Source organism: Streptomyces sp. KR55 (assembly GCF_052245645.1).
Lineage (GTDB): Bacteria > Actinomycetota > Actinomycetes > Streptomycetales > Streptomycetaceae > Streptomyces > Streptomyces flavusporus.
On sequence record NZ_JBQQCE010000257.1, the window covers coordinates 1 to 13,552 of the forward strand.

At 69.8% G+C, this 13,552-nt stretch carries 16 protein-coding genes and 3 pseudogenes; 14 read left to right on the plus strand and 5 right to left on the minus strand.

Translation table 11 applies throughout. The features are described 5' to 3' along the window. Positions 1 to 186: 186 nt before the first annotated feature. The 5 genes and pseudogenes from ACTWQJ_RS31145 to ACTWQJ_RS31165 form a co-directional block, all read left to right on the plus strand. Positions 187 to 334, plus strand: a pseudogene (locus ACTWQJ_RS31145) (sugar ABC transporter substrate-binding protein); the annotation flags it as partial. A 14-nt stretch (positions 335 to 348) separates the two neighbouring features. Beyond that, on the plus strand, positions 349 to 783 hold the full coding sequence (locus ACTWQJ_RS31150; RefSeq protein WP_443309858.1) for an RNase A-like domain-containing protein: 435 nt from the start codon (positions 349 to 351) through the stop codon (positions 781 to 783). Positions 784 to 841: 58 nt separating this feature from the next. Next, on the plus strand, positions 842 to 1,468 hold the full coding sequence (locus ACTWQJ_RS31155; RefSeq protein ID WP_443309859.1) for a hypothetical protein: 627 nt from the start codon (positions 842 to 844) through the stop codon (positions 1,466 to 1,468). Positions 1,469 to 1,655: 187 nt separating this feature from the next. Then, positions 1,656 to 2,105 (plus strand): Fic family protein, encoded by a 450-nt coding sequence (locus tag ACTWQJ_RS31160; protein ID WP_443309860.1) that lies wholly within the window; start codon positions 1,656 to 1,658, stop codon positions 2,103 to 2,105. 16 nt (positions 2,106 to 2,121) lie between these two features. Next, positions 2,122 to 2,319 (plus strand): annotated as a pseudogene (locus ACTWQJ_RS31165) (hypothetical protein); the annotation flags it as partial. A gap of 130 nt (positions 2,320 to 2,449) precedes the next feature. On the opposite strand, the pseudogene ACTWQJ_RS31170 reads toward ACTWQJ_RS31165, so the two are convergent. Next, positions 2,450 to 3,325: pseudogene (locus tag ACTWQJ_RS31170) on the minus strand (RNA repair domain-containing protein); the annotation flags it as partial. Between the two features lie 94 nt (positions 3,326 to 3,419). Here ACTWQJ_RS31170 and ACTWQJ_RS31175 point away from each other — a divergent pair. Together ACTWQJ_RS31175 and ACTWQJ_RS31180 are read left to right on the plus strand one after the other, a co-directional pair. Then, the gene (locus tag ACTWQJ_RS31175) at positions 3,420 to 3,650 is read left to right on the plus strand and encodes a FitA-like ribbon-helix-helix domain-containing protein (protein ID WP_443309861.1); all 231 of its coding nucleotides are present in this window, start codon (positions 3,420 to 3,422) and stop codon (positions 3,648 to 3,650) included. Continuing rightward, complete coding sequence (locus ACTWQJ_RS31180; protein ID WP_443309862.1) at positions 3,647 to 4,066, plus strand: type II toxin-antitoxin system VapC family toxin; 420 nt, start codon at positions 3,647 to 3,649, stop codon at positions 4,064 to 4,066. The genes ACTWQJ_RS31175 and ACTWQJ_RS31180 overlap by 4 nt, the downstream gene beginning before the upstream one ends. A gap of 50 nt (positions 4,067 to 4,116) precedes the next feature. On the opposite strand, the gene ACTWQJ_RS31185 is transcribed toward ACTWQJ_RS31180, so the two are convergent. Further along, complete coding sequence (locus ACTWQJ_RS31185; protein ID WP_443309863.1) at positions 4,117 to 4,272, minus strand: hypothetical protein; 156 nt, start codon at positions 4,270 to 4,272, stop codon at positions 4,117 to 4,119. A gap of 197 nt (positions 4,273 to 4,469) precedes the next feature. Continuing rightward, positions 4,470 to 4,916 (minus strand): ATP-binding protein, encoded by a 447-nt coding sequence (locus ACTWQJ_RS31190; protein WP_443309865.1) that lies wholly within the window; start codon positions 4,914 to 4,916, stop codon positions 4,470 to 4,472. Between the two features lie 159 nt (positions 4,917 to 5,075). On the opposite strand from ACTWQJ_RS31190, the gene ACTWQJ_RS31195 reads away from it, so the two are divergent. Both ACTWQJ_RS31195 and ACTWQJ_RS31200 read left to right on the plus strand, forming a co-directional pair. After that, entirely contained in the window at positions 5,076 to 5,930 is an 855-nt protein-coding gene (locus ACTWQJ_RS31195) for a helix-turn-helix domain-containing protein (protein ID WP_443309866.1), read from the plus strand. Then, on the plus strand, positions 5,927 to 6,112 hold the full coding sequence (locus ACTWQJ_RS31200; protein WP_443309867.1) for a DUF397 domain-containing protein: 186 nt from the start codon (positions 5,927 to 5,929) through the stop codon (positions 6,110 to 6,112). The genes ACTWQJ_RS31195 and ACTWQJ_RS31200 overlap by 4 nt, the downstream gene beginning before the upstream one ends. Positions 6,113 to 6,267: 155 nt before the next feature. On the opposite strand, the gene ACTWQJ_RS31205 is transcribed toward ACTWQJ_RS31200, so the two are convergent. Together ACTWQJ_RS31205 and ACTWQJ_RS31210 are read right to left on the minus strand one after the other, a co-directional pair. Next, complete coding sequence (locus tag ACTWQJ_RS31205; RefSeq protein ID WP_443309868.1) at positions 6,268 to 7,353, minus strand: hypothetical protein; 1,086 nt, start codon at positions 7,351 to 7,353, stop codon at positions 6,268 to 6,270. Next, entirely contained in the window at positions 7,350 to 8,489 is a 1,140-nt protein-coding gene (locus ACTWQJ_RS31210; protein ID WP_443309869.1) for a hypothetical protein, read from the minus strand. The genes ACTWQJ_RS31205 and ACTWQJ_RS31210 overlap by 4 nt, the downstream gene beginning before the upstream one ends. A 640-nt stretch (positions 8,490 to 9,129) precedes the next feature. Here ACTWQJ_RS31210 and ACTWQJ_RS31215 point away from each other — a divergent pair. The 5 genes from ACTWQJ_RS31215 to ACTWQJ_RS31235 are packed head-to-tail and all read left to right on the plus strand — an operon-like array spanning position 9,130 to position 13,512. Continuing rightward, positions 9,130 to 9,522 carry a hypothetical protein gene (locus ACTWQJ_RS31215; protein ID WP_443309870.1) on the plus strand — a complete coding sequence of 131 codons (393 nt, stop codon included), beginning with the start codon at positions 9,130 to 9,132 and terminating at the stop codon, positions 9,520 to 9,522. Between the two features lie 44 nt (positions 9,523 to 9,566). Next, positions 9,567 to 11,039, plus strand: coding sequence for a hypothetical protein (locus ACTWQJ_RS31220; protein WP_443309871.1), 1,473 nt, complete (start codon positions 9,567 to 9,569; stop codon positions 11,037 to 11,039). Positions 11,040 to 11,050: 11 nt separating this feature from the next. Beyond that, a complete protein-coding gene (locus ACTWQJ_RS31225) occupies positions 11,051 to 11,602 on the plus strand; it encodes a hypothetical protein (RefSeq protein WP_443309873.1) in 552 nt (183 codons plus the stop codon). A gap of 33 nt (positions 11,603 to 11,635) precedes the next feature. Then, positions 11,636 to 12,172 (plus strand): GNAT family N-acetyltransferase, encoded by a 537-nt coding sequence (locus ACTWQJ_RS31230; RefSeq protein WP_443309875.1) that lies wholly within the window; start codon positions 11,636 to 11,638, stop codon positions 12,170 to 12,172. A 5-nt stretch (positions 12,173 to 12,177) separates the two neighbouring features. Then, a complete protein-coding gene (locus tag ACTWQJ_RS31235) occupies positions 12,178 to 13,512 on the plus strand; it encodes an ABC transporter substrate-binding protein (RefSeq protein ID WP_443309876.1) in 1,335 nt (444 codons plus the stop codon). Positions 13,513 to 13,552 lie beyond the last annotated feature (40 nt).

Here is a 13,552-nt window from a genome sequence, read left to right on the forward strand (position 1 = left end):
CCTTCACGGCCCTGCCCACCGGCTACGCGCCCGCACCGGCGACGGTACCGACGCGTTAGCACCGACGGCGGCCCCTCCCGTACGCGGGCGGGGCCGCCCTCCGGCGCGGGCCACGCCGGGGCGCTGGCGGCCGGGCGAATCCGGGGAGTTGGACGGCATGGGGCGGCTCTCCTCGTCAAGGAAGTTTCCGGCACCCCGGGCAGTGGCAAGCAGGTCAACTCGATGGTCGCCGGCATCAACCTCGCCGTATTTCAAGAACACCGACAACCTCGACGGCGCCACCGAGTTCGTGAAGCTCATGACCAGCGACGGGGAGCAGAAGATCCTCAACACACTCTTGACAAGCACGTGGGGAAGACGGACGAGCAGCTTGCCCAGCGTTTGCGGGACCAAGGCGGCCCACCGACCAACTCGTGGCCCTATGGCAAGCCGTCGATCGGCAGCGCCTCCACTTTCACATCGGCCGAGCGGGCCCAGGAGCTGACTCAGCACAACATCGACGTGAACTCGAACAAGATCAAGGAGTGGCTGGGCCGCCCGCCGAGCGCAGCGAACGACGACCCCAAGCTGCCGATCGAAACCACCGCCCCGAACGGCGAATACAGTGGCCGCAGTGTGACCAAGCAGCCCAATGACGTGAATAACCAAGGGTTCAAGAACAAGGGGATGGACGCCGAGGCCATCGACGTGAAGGGCGTGAGAACCATCCTCAAATACGATGATTCACTCGACCCGCCGTTCGTTGTTCTGACGTCGATGCCGGAGCAGGCGTCACAACCGTAGAAACGCAGACGCACAGATGCCAGGAGTAGCCATCAGTTCCGATTGGTACCCCACGTCGATGACGTGGCAGGACGTCGACCCCACCACACATCCGTTCAATCCCGATCAGGCACTCGACGTGGTGCGTGACGTGGTGTCCTCGCAGGACCCCGAGTCGGGACGACCACGAGGGCTGTGGTCAACCAATTCGATTGCCCGCGGCCTTGCCGAGCACTACGGGTCGTGGGCGTTCGGCTGGTACAACGCGGTGGATGAATCCCCCTACTCCGGGGCGATCATCAGAGATCTTCCAGTCAGCGGTCTCGGCGCCCACGACCTGGAGCAGCAGGCACAGCGGTACACCAGCGCACTGCTCCAATGGCGCGCGTGGCTGGAGGAACTCGCTGCCTTCTTCGCGCAGTTCGCTCCGGGGCCGGACACCGACGAAGAAGAGGTACGGCGGCTGCGCGAGCGTGGTGTCGCGCCTCTCGTGACACTTGTTGTCGAGCGAACCGGTGCCGGTGAGCTGTGGCGTGGTCCGTGCGCGCAGGCGTTCGCGTGGTACCTGGAGTCGACCGGCATGTCTGCCGGGGAGGCGGAGGACTTGGCGGACGAAGTGGTGGACTCCGCTTTTGAGAGCTGGGTCGCCCCCGACGAGGAGGCGGTCGGCCGTGCCAGGGAGACCATTGGAGAGCACGGTGCGTGACGATCTCCAGAGCTGGCTCAGGGTACGCTCGCAGATCGCGTGGGAGCAGGCGTCCGAGGAACTGGTCGGCCCCATCCGAGGCCGGTGCGACGGGATCGACGTGGCCGCAGGCGCTCGCGACGAGCCGGGTGATACGGCGCGTGGAGATCGCATACGCGCAGCTTGGCGATCGGTCCGGGAGGACGCCGTGGCCGAGCGCTCACTCGGCTTCGATCTCATGACTGGGTGGCAGAAGCTGGTCCTCGGCCGTCCGGACGTCTCGTTCCGGACACTCCCTGCCTTCTCCAAGGGGGGACGCGAACGGTACGGCCTGCATGCCGGTACCCGTGAGCGGTTCGAGGAGTGCCTGGCGCAGGCCAGTGCCGCCGGTACGGACGTCCCTCTTCCCGCCCGCGCCGCCCGCGCCTACCTGGATGTGTGCTTCTTTCACCCGTTCGACGACGGCAACGGGCGCGCGGCCCTCCTCACGATGGCGTTTGTCCTGGCACGCGAGGATGTGTTCCTGGACGAGGTCGGCCCCGTGCAAGTACGGAGGTACGCAGATGATCCGGTGGGCGCACTCTCATTGGCCCGCCTGATCCACGTCCTGGCCACGGCAGCGGCACACCGCCGCCAGGCACGCACCCCGTACCCGTGAAGGGCACAGAGGCGCCGGATCGCTCCGCCCGGCGCGCGCCCGGGTCTCCGGCTCGGTCACCCGGGCGGGCTCGGCGGTCGTCACCGCAACCGTGCCGCTGGCCGAACTCTTCGGCTACGCGACCCGCTTGCGCAGTCGCACGCAGGGCCGCGGCACGTTCACGGCGCGGCCTACGGGGTACGCGCCGGCGCTGGTGACGGTGTCGGCCCGTTAGCGCCGACGGCGGCCCCTCCCGTAAGCGGGCGGGGCCGCCACTCAGGCGGCCCTTTGCCTCATCTGTCGGTGATCTCGGAGAGCCAGGCTGCGTCCTCCGTGCCCGGCGCACCGGGGCCCGGGTCGGGCAGCCAGCGCACCTCGCCCGTGCCGAGAGCGACCGTTGCCCGCGGCCGCATCGGCCCGTCGCCCCTGCGCGAGAGCAGGACGAGCTCCCAGACCGTCGCCGTCATGGCGTCGAGCCGGGCGGCACAGTCGGCGGCGACCCGCTGCGCATCCCGGGTCCGGCCCAGGGACAGATGCGGTGTGAAGCCCTTGGCGCGCCCACGACAGCGTGGGAACCGCTGCTGCAGAGCGCGGTACAGACCCGCCCACGGCGTCTCGCCGGCCGCCGCCGGGTCGAGCCACACGGTGAAGTACGCCCGGTGCCGGAAGGTGCGCACCCCGTTGAGCCGGGCGGTGAAGACCGGCGTCTCGGCCGCCGCCGCGGCCAGCAGCGGGGCCGCCCGCTCGAAGTCGGCCTCCGGCACGAAGCCGAAGAGCAGATTGACGTGCGGCGGCCAGCGGTGGATCTGCGGATCGTGATCCCGGCGGATGTCCTGGATCGGCGGCCACAGCTGCGCAGGCGGGATCCACGCCACCGCCGTGCGGGGCGTCGGGGATATGGCGAGGACGCCAGTGGGCTTGCTCCCGCCGAAGCTCGGGTCCGCTTCCACACCGTAATGGTCCGATACGTACCAGCCCTCCGGGGTGGGCGCATTACCCCGCACCCGGCCGGCGTCCGACGTGTCGATGCAGTCCACACCCGTGGCCCGGTCCCAGACCACCTCGCCGTCCGCCTCGATGAACACCACCCGGTGCCACGGGATGTCGCCCCCGGGCACGAAGGAGCGCAGCGGGATGCGCTTGGGGGCGTCCCCGCGCTGGCTGATCCCCAGCACGAAACGGGCCGGGTCGAACCGCGGGTCCCAGAGGACCCGGTGATAGATCTCGTCGCTGGTCCGCATCATGCCTCCTCTCCCTCCAGGGTGCGGCCGTTCATGTCCTCGACGGTCCCACGCGTCCGCTGCAATTTGCCTGTATCGCCGCTAAAATGCAGGCATGACCGCTCTGACGATCCGGGATGTTCCGGACAGCACTCTCGCCATACTGAAGTCCCGTGCCGCGCAGGCGGGCAAGTCGCTCCAGGCGTATGCGCTGGAAGTGCTGGTCGGTGAAGCCGCCAGACCCACGCTCGCCGAGGCCGCTGCCCGTGCCGAGGCCGAGGCCAGTGCAAGCCTGAGCCCATCGGACGTGCTGGCCGCGATCGACGACGCAAGGGCGGGCCGATGATTGTCGTCGACTGCTCGGCGCTCGTCTTCTTCCTCACCGACGAGGGCTCCATCGGGCACCGGGTCCGTGAACGTGTCGCGAAGGAGGACCGCCTCGCTGCACCTCACTTGATCGATTACGAGATCATGTCCGCTTTGCTGGGCCTGGCGCGCGGTCGGCGCGGTGGAGAGCCCAAGCTGAACGAAATACAGCTGCGCAAGGCCCTGGCGACGTACCGCGACCTGGCGATCGACCGGCATGAGACGTTGATCCTCTGGGAGCGCATCAAGGGCCTGTCGAGCAACCTGTCCGCCTACGACGCCCAGTACGCCGCCCTGGCTGAGAGCCTGGGCGTGCCGTTGATCACCAGTGATGCCAGGATCGGCAAGAGCGGCGCAGCGCGCTGTGAGATCGAGACGTTCGCGGCATCTCCCTGACCATCGTGTCAGCGGCCCCAGGGTTCGGTCGTGATCCGGCTCTGGGGGCGCTACTGCTCGTCGCCGTCCGCCAAGTCGTTGATCAGTGGCAAGAGGAGCGGGTGGACCGAGAAGCCGGACGCCCGCATCTCGCCCGGCTCGTACGTATACCGGTAGAGATTCTGCAGCGCATTGGCGTCCGGGGCGACCAGGCCGCCAGTCAGCACTGTTGTGAAGTCCTCGGTTGTCGAGGTCCGGAGGCCTCGAAGTCGTCGAACAGGCCGCGGCCGTCAGCACCCGGTGTCGTGTCACTCACCCATGCCCCCCTCTGCCCTGCGTGCGCTGGGACTTCGTGCTCCACCGCGCCCGTGGTGTCGGTATCGCTTCCGGCGCGGCCGCGGTGGGGCACAGGGGAGTTTCGCCATCAGTGAGCGCGGGTGGAACGGGAATCCAGCTCCGTCCACACCGTCTTGCCTCTCGGCAGATACGGCTCCGTGCCCCAGGGGTCGGCCAGCGCGGCGACCAGAAGCAGACCGCGGCCGGACTCACCGTCCGCGCCCGGATCCGCCGGTGGCGCGGGCATGTGGTCGCTGCGGGCGTCGGTGACTTCGACGCGGAGCGTGCTGGTCGCGGTGTCGAGGGTGAGGGCGAGCCGGAAGTCGCGGCCTCGCACCTGGCCATGGAGTACGGCATTGGCGGCGAGCTCGGCGACGATCTGTTCGACACGTTCCGTGACGGCGGGTGGGACCTCCCAGGCGCGGAGCTGCTCGGCGGCGAGCAGCCGGGCGAGACGGGCGCCGCGCCGGGTGGAGGAGAGCAGCTGAGAGAACGTACCTACGGTAGCGGGGAGTTGAGGGACGGTTGCGTTCATGGGTGCCACGGTGGCGGGCGCGCGGGGCGCTTACCAGCACCGAGGTCCGTACGTTCGGTCAGCGTACGGGCACAGTCGGTGGACAGTACGCGGATCTTGACGTCACTCTGGGTGAGATGAGCGCGGGGAGCACGCACACGCACCGGGAGGTGGCCGCGTATGACGAGCGGCGACGTTGATGTGACGGCAGCCGACTGGGAGCGGGAGCCCGACCCGTCGGACAGCCTGCGGACCTTCGGGGCCGTCGTCCAGGCCCTGCGCGAGCACGCCGGGCTCAGCCGGGCCGACTTCGGCACGCGAGTCCGGTTCTCCAAGCACACCGTGGAGTCGGTGGAGTTGGTGCGCCGCATGCCGGACGAGTCATTCGTGGAGCGGGCCGAGGAGGCGCTAGGCAACACGGGCGCCCTGCGGAAGGCGGCCAGGCACCTGACGCGGGGGGAGCCGGGGCTGGCTGCTTGGTTCCGGCAGTGGGCGCGGCTGGAGAAGGTGGCCGTGAGCCTGTGTACGTACGAGTGTCGGCTGGTGCCGGGGTTGTTGCAGTCGGAGGGGTACATGCGCGCGCTCTGCGACAACGACATCCCGCCTCTAACGGACGGCGAGTTGGAGGCCACGATCGCGGCGCGCTTGGAGCGTCAGCAGCTTCTGTACGAAAGGCCCAACACAACCTTCGACTTCATCGTTGAGGAAGCCGTCTTCATGCGCCGCCTCGGGGGAGTAGCGGTCACTCGTGAACTCCTCGACAACGTCCTTGCACTCAGTGCTCGGAGGAACGTCACGCTGCAGATCATGCCTGCCGACAGTGAGTACCACGCGTGCCTTGCCGGACCCGTGCGCCTGCTGGAAACTCCGGACTGCCGACGGCTCGCGTACTCCGAGGGGCAGGAGAACGGCCGCTTGATCGCTGATCCAAAAGAGGTCGGCAGGATCCAGATGCGCTATGCGAGACTGCGTTCGCAGGCCCTCTCTCCGAAAGACTCCGCGGGTCTGCTGGAGCGGATGCGAGGAGCGCTATGACCACGTCTGAGCTCGACTGGTTCAAGTCCAGCTACAGCAGCGCCCAGGGCGACGACTGTGTGGAGGTCGCCCTCACCGAAAATGCCGTCCACGTAAGGGACTCCAAGGACCTCACGCGCCCCCACTTCGCGGTCGCGCATGAGGGATGGTCCCGGTTCTTGGCGTTCGTGGCGGACGCCTGAGCGGTGCGTACGTCGGCGGCGTTGCGGCCGCCGCGGACGGTGATTGGTAGATCTGTGCCAGCTCCGGAGCCCGTGACCAGGCACGACCGGAGGCGGGAGGGGCACGGATCCGCCAATCGTGGAGCGGGAGCGCTCGGGTCCGCAGACAGCGGGCGTCACCGTAGTTCGGAGTGCCGCCGCAGCGCCATGCGCCAGTACATGAACAGTGCCTCAGACAAGGGAGTCGGCCGGTCCAGGTTGAAGAGGACCTGCCGGTAGAGCGGATGCGGCCGGTCAGCGCCGTGCGCGGTGACCAGTGCGGACAGCAGCGGCCTGTCATCCGGTGTTTCGCGGTCCGCCTCGACCAGTACGGCGACCTTGTCGTCCGGGTGGAGAGCCGCGAGAGGAGCTCCGATCCGCAGAGCCAGTTCACCCCAGGTCGTCGTATGCCCCGCACGCGCGGTCCTGCGCAGCGCGACGCGGACGGCGACGGCGTGGCCGCGAATCTCCGACAGCGTAAGGCGCTCGGTGATCCGTGCCAGGTGTTGCCGCCAGCGCGCGATGTCGCGGAGCTCCTCCGCTGCCAGCTCCTCTCCGATCTCTTCGGCGAGTTCCTCGGCGCTCCGGAGAACGCGGCGCAGCTGGTCCGGATGGAGGTCGTCTCCCGCGCGGTTGAGCTGATCGACGAGCGCGGACAGGCGCTCCCAGGTCTCGTGCAACTCGTCGCCGCGCTGGTCCACCAGCCAGTCCGTGAGGCCCTGCACGGTCTCGTGGGCGTCCGTCGACCAGGCCTCCTGTTCCGCCAGGAACAGGTTCTGCTCGAAGGCATCGAGATCGCCGGCATGCCGCGCCTCATGAGTCAGGTCGAGCAGCGCGTCGAAGGTCGCGCGGCGGCGAGCGGAGGCAGAATCGGCCCGCCACGAAGCGATCCGGTCCGATGGGCGGCTCTGGGCTTCATGGCTTGGGAGAGAGGGTGGGTTCGCCGGGCCGCTCCTGCTGTAGGCCGCGTGGGCGCGGCGGCGCTCGCGGTCCCAAATGCCGAGCAACTCGGCGTCTGAGAAGTCCTTCGTCCAGCCGAGTCCGCGCAGCACCTCTCTGAAGAACGGAGCTGGGCCACCGCCCCGCCCCTTGATGAGGGCGGACAGGATGGGCTTTCCGGGTGTCCGGGGCTGCTCGACCTGGACGAGCAGCTCCCGCCACCGCTCCACGGAGAATTCATGGTCGTGGAGGGACGCTCGCCTGCACAGCGTTGCCATGGTCACGATGTTCTTGCTCCGCGCTGCGTTTTCCAGCGTCGCGCGGAAGGACGTGACGAGGTCGGCGTCGGGCGGAAGCGGCTGTTCCCGGGGCGACGGATCGTGAGTGTGGCGGGAGGTCGGCCGCTGTCCGTTTTCCGCTGGGTAGTGGTGTCGGCCTGGATGCGGTGCAGCGCCCTGGCCTCGATCAGCCAAGTGCCATCGCTGTCGGGGGAGAGGGTGGCGCCCATGGGCAGGTACGCGTGATGGACGTCGGGCGTTTCCGCGTGGGCAGGGAGGGACAGGCGGGCGTTGACGCGTACGGAGATGTCGAAGAAGCGGTGTGTGTCGGTGGCGTGGGACAGCGCGGCGTCAGTGATGAGGATGGAGGCAGGGGTGAGCGGTAGGGCGGACGCGGGAAGGGCCGGCGTTGCCGGGGCGGCGTGGCGCGGAACGATGCCGCTCGGCGTGTGGAGCAGGCCCGGGGTGACGATGCCTTCGGGCGTGAGAGAGCATTCAGACAGAGACGTCCATTCCACGGGCCGGTCCGGAAACTGGGTTCCGATCTCCACCTCGCGGGTCGCACCCAGTGACCGGCACTGCACCCGGAGGGCGTAACCCTGCCGATCGAGCTGCCAGTTGGCGAGGAGACTGTCGGGTCCGAACAACCAGTCGAGGCCGGCGTGCCGGGCCCGGAGCTCTGCGTCGGACTCCTCCCACTCCCGCTTGGATCGCCGGGCGAGCTGAACACGTACCAGTCGGCGCCCTGCCTCGTACGACACGTCGATGACGTCACGGACTTGATGGCCCTTGGGCTTGTACACGGGCTGAACCGCCCGCTGTTTCTGCCGCTTCAGCCAGTCGGCGATGGCCCGTCCGATGTAGAGGTGGTCGGCGCTGGCCTCGTCTCCCTCCGTGCGGCGGCAGTTGACTGCTGCCGACACATGGGCAAAGTGGCACTTGCGGTCCCGGTACTGCTTCGGGGACAGCCTCTGGCCACAGCCGCCGAGGAGCGTTCCGCAGAAGAAGGCGCGTTGGGGGTAGCGGGAGATGAACGCGCCGAATTCGTCGGCGTCCATGGGGAGGTACACCGGCAAGTCCGATCCGGCGTGCCCGGAGACGGCGGTCTGGACCTTGCGGGTGTCTTCTTCTGCGTTCGGCATGGGGTAGCTCCGGGCGGGGCGGATCGTACGTGCAGGGCGGGCGGCGTGGGGCCCGAGGTCGTTGGCCAAGGCGACTCGCTCGACGTGGCGACCTTGACGGGCACGACAACGTGGGCTCGCTCAGCGGGCTGGGCGTCAGGGGCCTTGGCTCGGGTGGTGAGCGTGGCGTGCCCCGTACGTGAGTTGCACGTGCATGCAGAAGGCGACCAGCGGGATTGTGAAAAGGTTGCACGGAGCTGCGGGGAAAATGTGCTCCCCCCGGCTAAAGCCGGAGCCGTCGGGCCGCGGAACGGTAGTCCGATTGCCGGCATCGCTTCCCGCTGTCAGGCTCCTGCCCATGCCAACTTTCACGGCTCCCGACGGCACCACCCTCGCGCCGACGAGTACGACGTGGCGGCACCGCCACGGGTGATGGCGGAGTACGCGGGGCTGTTTCCGCGCGAATGGTTGTTCAAGCACTGGTCCGCCGTCGCGCCGCATTGTTCAGTGCCGCGATCGGGCTGCTGAACAACGGTGTACGGCGGTGTGATTGATGCCAAGGGGGAGCCCGGGGCGGCGCGGAGCGCCAGCGTTCGTGTGCCGCGCCGCCCCGCCCCACCCGGGCCCGCGCCCCCACACCCGCATCCGAAGGAGAACGCCGATGACCCCTGACGAGGCCCGCCGGCCCGGGAGCGTGACCCTCGCGGTGATCCTGTTGATCCTGGGGACGTTCGTGGCGGCCGTGGCGGCGTCGTCCGACCCGGGCGTGCAGAACCTGACGGCCGGGCTCGTCCTTGCCTGCTTCTGGTTCGGGATCCGGGCCGGCCGCGGACGGCGTACGGCCCGGACCACGGTGACCTGTCTGACGGCGGTCACGCTGGTGTTCGCCACGCCGTTCGCCCTCGCCGACCCGCTCTACGGGGGCACCACACTTCTCCTCGCCGTCGCGCTCGCGGTGCCCGGCGTGGTCCTGCTGTACACGCCCAGAGCCGAGGCCTACGTCCGCGCCCGGATGGATCTCCTGCACGCCAGCCGGGCCCTGAGCGACGACTGATACGAGCCGGCGTACACCGAGCACCGAAAAAGGGGGTCAGGATCATGGACGAGCCGGCGTACGCCGCGGACGAGCCGCCCGAGGTCCGGGCGGAGCGCGACCCGGTGGCCGTCGCTGTCGGCAACGCATCGTTGCTGGGCGTTGGTTATCTGCTGATGGGGCGCCGGGGGCTGTTCCTCGCCTCCGGCACGGTCACCGTCGCGCTGGTGTGGACGGTCGCGTCGGTCGCGGAACCCTGGTGCGAGGTCGTGCTGCTGGTGTGGTGGCTGCTGGTCGTCGCACACGGGTGGCTGCTGGCGCGCGGGGCGCAGAACCGAATGCGCCGCGGGCAGCAGGACCCGGCAACGCGAGCTCAGTTGCATCCCGCACTGCCGGGGCAGCGGGGCCCGGCACGGCTCGGGCAGTGGTTGCGCGCGCTCGCCGTGACGGTTCCGGTGCTGCTGGTCGTCGGGCTGCTGCGGTTCGACGCGCACGCGATAGAGGACCGTGTCACCGAGGCGCGCGAGAGCGGCGACTGCGTGGGCGTCGTGTCCGCCCAGGAGCGCGTGTGGTTCGGCCACCGACTCGCGGGTGCCCCGTTGGCCGACCGCGGTGACGTGGCCGTCGCGGCCTGCGGGCGGCTGGACGAGGCACGGGCCGAGCTGTCCGCGGGGCTCCGTGACGCCGATGTCGAGGCGCTCGGAGCGGGGTACCGGATTCTCGCCTCGCTTCTCGAAGAGCCGGGCAACGAGCAGACGGTCGAAGCCGCCCTGGACGATTTTCTCGGTGGTCTGCCCACGGACGACGCGTGCGAGACCGTACGGGTCACCGACTGGCTCCGCGCCCGCGGGGACGGCCCCGACCTGCTGGACAGGTCGTCTGCCGTCGCCACCCGGGCCGCGCCGGCCGCCCTCCTGGACTGCGGCGACGACCTCCTGGGCAAGCAGCAGTGGCCGCAGGCGCGGTCGCAGTACGAGCAACTCCTCGACGAGCACCCGGACGACACGCGCACGAAGCAGGCCCGCGGCGGGCTGCGGAAGGTCACCTTGGGCCTCCAACTCGACCACCTCCGCGAGCTGGTGAACAAGACCGGCAGCGCGACGAGCGGGTACTGCGCGGACCCGGCGAAGTACAGCGGCGCCCCGGCCTACCGCAAGGGGGCGAACCGCGCGCTGTTCCTGGGGGACGACGAGTACCCGGACAAGCTGCCCGACCGCTGGAAGGCACAGATCCCGGACGAGGCCGCACTGATCGTGTGCGTGGGAACCGAGAGCTTCGGAACCGCCGTGGAGACGTGCCCCTACCGGGACGCCGACTCCGGCGGGCCCACCAGGAACGTCACGTTCCACAAGATCCGCGTCCCGGTGAAGGCGTACGAAGTGCGCACCGGAAAGCTCGTGGCCGACCGCAGCGTGCAGATCGACGGTACGAGTTGCCCCTACTTCCTCACCTACTACGGCGTCGTTCCGACCTCGGACTGGGTCGAGCCGTCCGCGTCCGACGTGCGCGACGCCTTCTCATCGATCGTCAACCGCTGAACGGACAGCCCATGCCTGCCCCATCCTGGTTCCCGACCCGCCTCGCCCTCGCCGTCGTCCTGCCCGCCGTGCTGCTCGCCGCGGCAGGGTGCAGCGACGGCACGCCCGGCGCCGACGACGGCGCGGACGGCACGCGAAAGCCCCGCTCCGGTCCGTCCGCGTCCCCGTCGAGCCCGAGCCCCTCGAGCCCGACGCCCACCCGCGGTCCGGTCAGTCCCGTCGGCAGCTGGACGCTGAGCCAGAGCGATTCCGGCTCCCTCTTCTACGTCCTGACCGTGCGCAAGAACAAGGAGCTCAGCACGCTGGGCCGCCCCCGGGGCGTGGGGAGCGGGAGCGGTACCGACCTCTGCTTCGGAGACCTCACCGCCGGGCCGGACCCCTACAAGGTGAAGATCACGTGCGTCAACACGGCGGACCTGAAACCGGGGCGCCCGAAGACCGACGTGTTCGAAGGCACGGCCGTCATCTCCGCGGACCCGATCCGTGGCGAGGACACGTTCGTGATCACATGGAATGACGGAGCGATGGACCACCTCACGAAGACGGGCGGCGACGACTGGTGATCATGCCTCGGACTTAATGCATATGATGTGCAAGTGCGTGACTACTGCATCAGGATCGCGGAACCCGCAGACCTCGACGGCGCCCGAGCCGTCATGCTCGACACCGTCTACCGCGACTTCGGGACCGGATACGTGCCCCGCCGGCACGGCGACATCATCGACCCGGCCGCCGCCTATCTCGTCCCCGCCCGCCACACCCTCCTCGTCGCGGTGGACCAGAGCGACGGCAGCGTGGTCGCCACCGCCGCCCTCGACTCCCGTGGCCCGGCCTGTCCGCCCAACCCACGGGACGTCGCCGAGCGTTTCCCCTCCGGCGAGACCGCGCAGCTGCGCCGTGTCTACGTGCGCCCCGAGCACCGCCGCCGCGGGCTCGCCCGACGGCTCGTGGACGCATTGGTCGCCTTCGCCGAGGCCGACGGCGGATACCGCTCCGCGTATCTGCACACCGATCCTGCCGTGCCGGGCGCCGAAGGCTTCTGGCGGTCGTGCGCCAAGGTGGTGCACGACGAGCGGGAGGATCCCGGCGGCGGGCAGGGGATCGTGCACTTCGAGATTCCCCTGGGGCGGTGACACGCGTGCGCTCCTCCCGACTGGTCACCTCCGTGCTGCTCATACCGCTGCTCGCCGGCTGCTTCGCCTCCGGCGGCGACACCGGCTCCTCCGGTGACGACAAGGACGGTTCCCGGCTGCGGGTCGCGCTCGCCTTCCCGCCCGCCGAGAACCTCTCCCCGTACGGTGCCGATGCGACCATCCTGAGCCGGCTCGGCGTCACCGAGGGTCTGACCGCCCTGGACGCCAACGGTGCCGCAGCGCCCGCGCTCGCCGCCTCCTGGCAGCGCAAGGACGACCGGACCTGGCTGTTCACCCTGCGTGAGGCCACCTTCCAGGACGGCACCGACGTCACCGCGAAGGCGGTCGCCGCCTCCCTCACCGAGGCCACCGAGGCCAAGCCCGAACCCGCCGCCCTCTCCGGGGTCACCCTCACGGCCATGGCCGAGGGCAGCAGTGCCGTGCGGATCACCACCGGCGATCCCGATCCCGTACTGCCGCTGCGGCTCGCCAGTCCCAGCCTCGCGGTTCTTTCGGCGAAGGCCTACGAGGAGAAGGACCGGGTCGACCTCGTCGGCACCGCCACCGGGCCCTTCGAGCTCACCAAGGTCACCGGCAGCAGCTCCGCCACCCTCGACCGCTACGACGACTACTGGGGCGGCCGCGCCCAGGCCTCCGGCATCGACGCGAAGTTCATCGCCGACGGCACCGCCCGCGCCGCCGCCCTGCGCACCGGTGACATCGACATCGCCGAAGCGGTGCCCGTCTCGCAGGCCGCGAGTCTCGACGAGGGCGCCGGCCGGGAGACCGCGACCACCCGCACCACGAGCCTGCTGCTCAACAGCAAGTCTGGTGTGTTCAAGGACGCGAAGCTGCGGGCCGCCGCGCGTGCCGCCGTCGACACCTCCGCGCTCGCCGACGGTGTGTACGAGGGGCACGCCGATGCCGGTGTCGGCGTCTACGGGCCGGCCGTGACCTGGGCCGAGGGCAAGCGGCAGCAGCCCGTGGGGCGGGCGCGGGCCGCGCAGCCCGACGGCACGTCGATCACTCTTGCCACGTACGACAACCGGCCCGAACTGCCGGAGGTCGCCCAGGTGCTGAAACAGCAGCTGGAGAAGGCCGGGTTCAAGGTGACGCTGGAGGTGCGCGAGTACTCGCGGATCGAGAGTGACGCGCTGGCCGGCAAGTTCGACGCCTTCGTGCTCGCGCGCAACAGCCTGGTCGACACCGGCGACCCCGTCGCCGTCCTCGCCGGCGACTACACCTGCGACGGCGGCTACAACCTGGCGCTGTTGTGCGACAGGAACGTCGACCGCGCCGTCGCCCAGGCCGAGGCCACCTCCGCGACCGCCGAGCGGTAGGACGCCGTCGTGGCCGCCGAGGCGCGGATCCTCGGCACCG

Excerpts from the sequence above, each read along its gene's own strand:
- ACTWQJ_RS31190 (WP_443309865.1), bottom strand. The coding sequence starts at position 4,916 with ATGAACGCAACCGTCCCTCAACTCCCCGCTACCGTAGGTACGTTCTCT.
- ACTWQJ_RS31225 (WP_443309873.1), top strand. The coding sequence starts at position 11,051 with ATGCCTGCCCCATCCTGGTTCCCGACCCGCCTCGCCCTCGCCGTCGTC.
- ACTWQJ_RS31215 (WP_443309870.1), top strand. The coding sequence starts at position 9,130 with ATGACCCCTGACGAGGCCCGCCGGCCCGGGAGCGTGACCCTCGCGGTG.
- ACTWQJ_RS31220 (WP_443309871.1), top strand. The coding sequence starts at position 9,567 with ATGGACGAGCCGGCGTACGCCGCGGACGAGCCGCCCGAGGTCCGGGCG.
- ACTWQJ_RS31180 (WP_443309862.1), top strand. The coding sequence starts at position 3,647 with ATGATTGTCGTCGACTGCTCGGCGCTCGTCTTCTTCCTCACCGACGAG.
- ACTWQJ_RS31195 (WP_443309866.1), top strand. The coding sequence starts at position 5,076 with ATGACGAGCGGCGACGTTGATGTGACGGCAGCCGACTGGGAGCGGGAG.
- ACTWQJ_RS31155 (WP_443309859.1), top strand. The coding sequence starts at position 842 with ATGACGTGGCAGGACGTCGACCCCACCACACATCCGTTCAATCCCGAT.
- ACTWQJ_RS31200 (WP_443309867.1), top strand. The coding sequence starts at position 5,927 with ATGACCACGTCTGAGCTCGACTGGTTCAAGTCCAGCTACAGCAGCGCC.
- ACTWQJ_RS31210 (WP_443309869.1), bottom strand. The coding sequence starts at position 8,489 with ATGCCGAACGCAGAAGAAGACACCCGCAAGGTCCAGACCGCCGTCTCC.
- ACTWQJ_RS31175 (WP_443309861.1), top strand. The coding sequence starts at position 3,420 with ATGACCGCTCTGACGATCCGGGATGTTCCGGACAGCACTCTCGCCATA.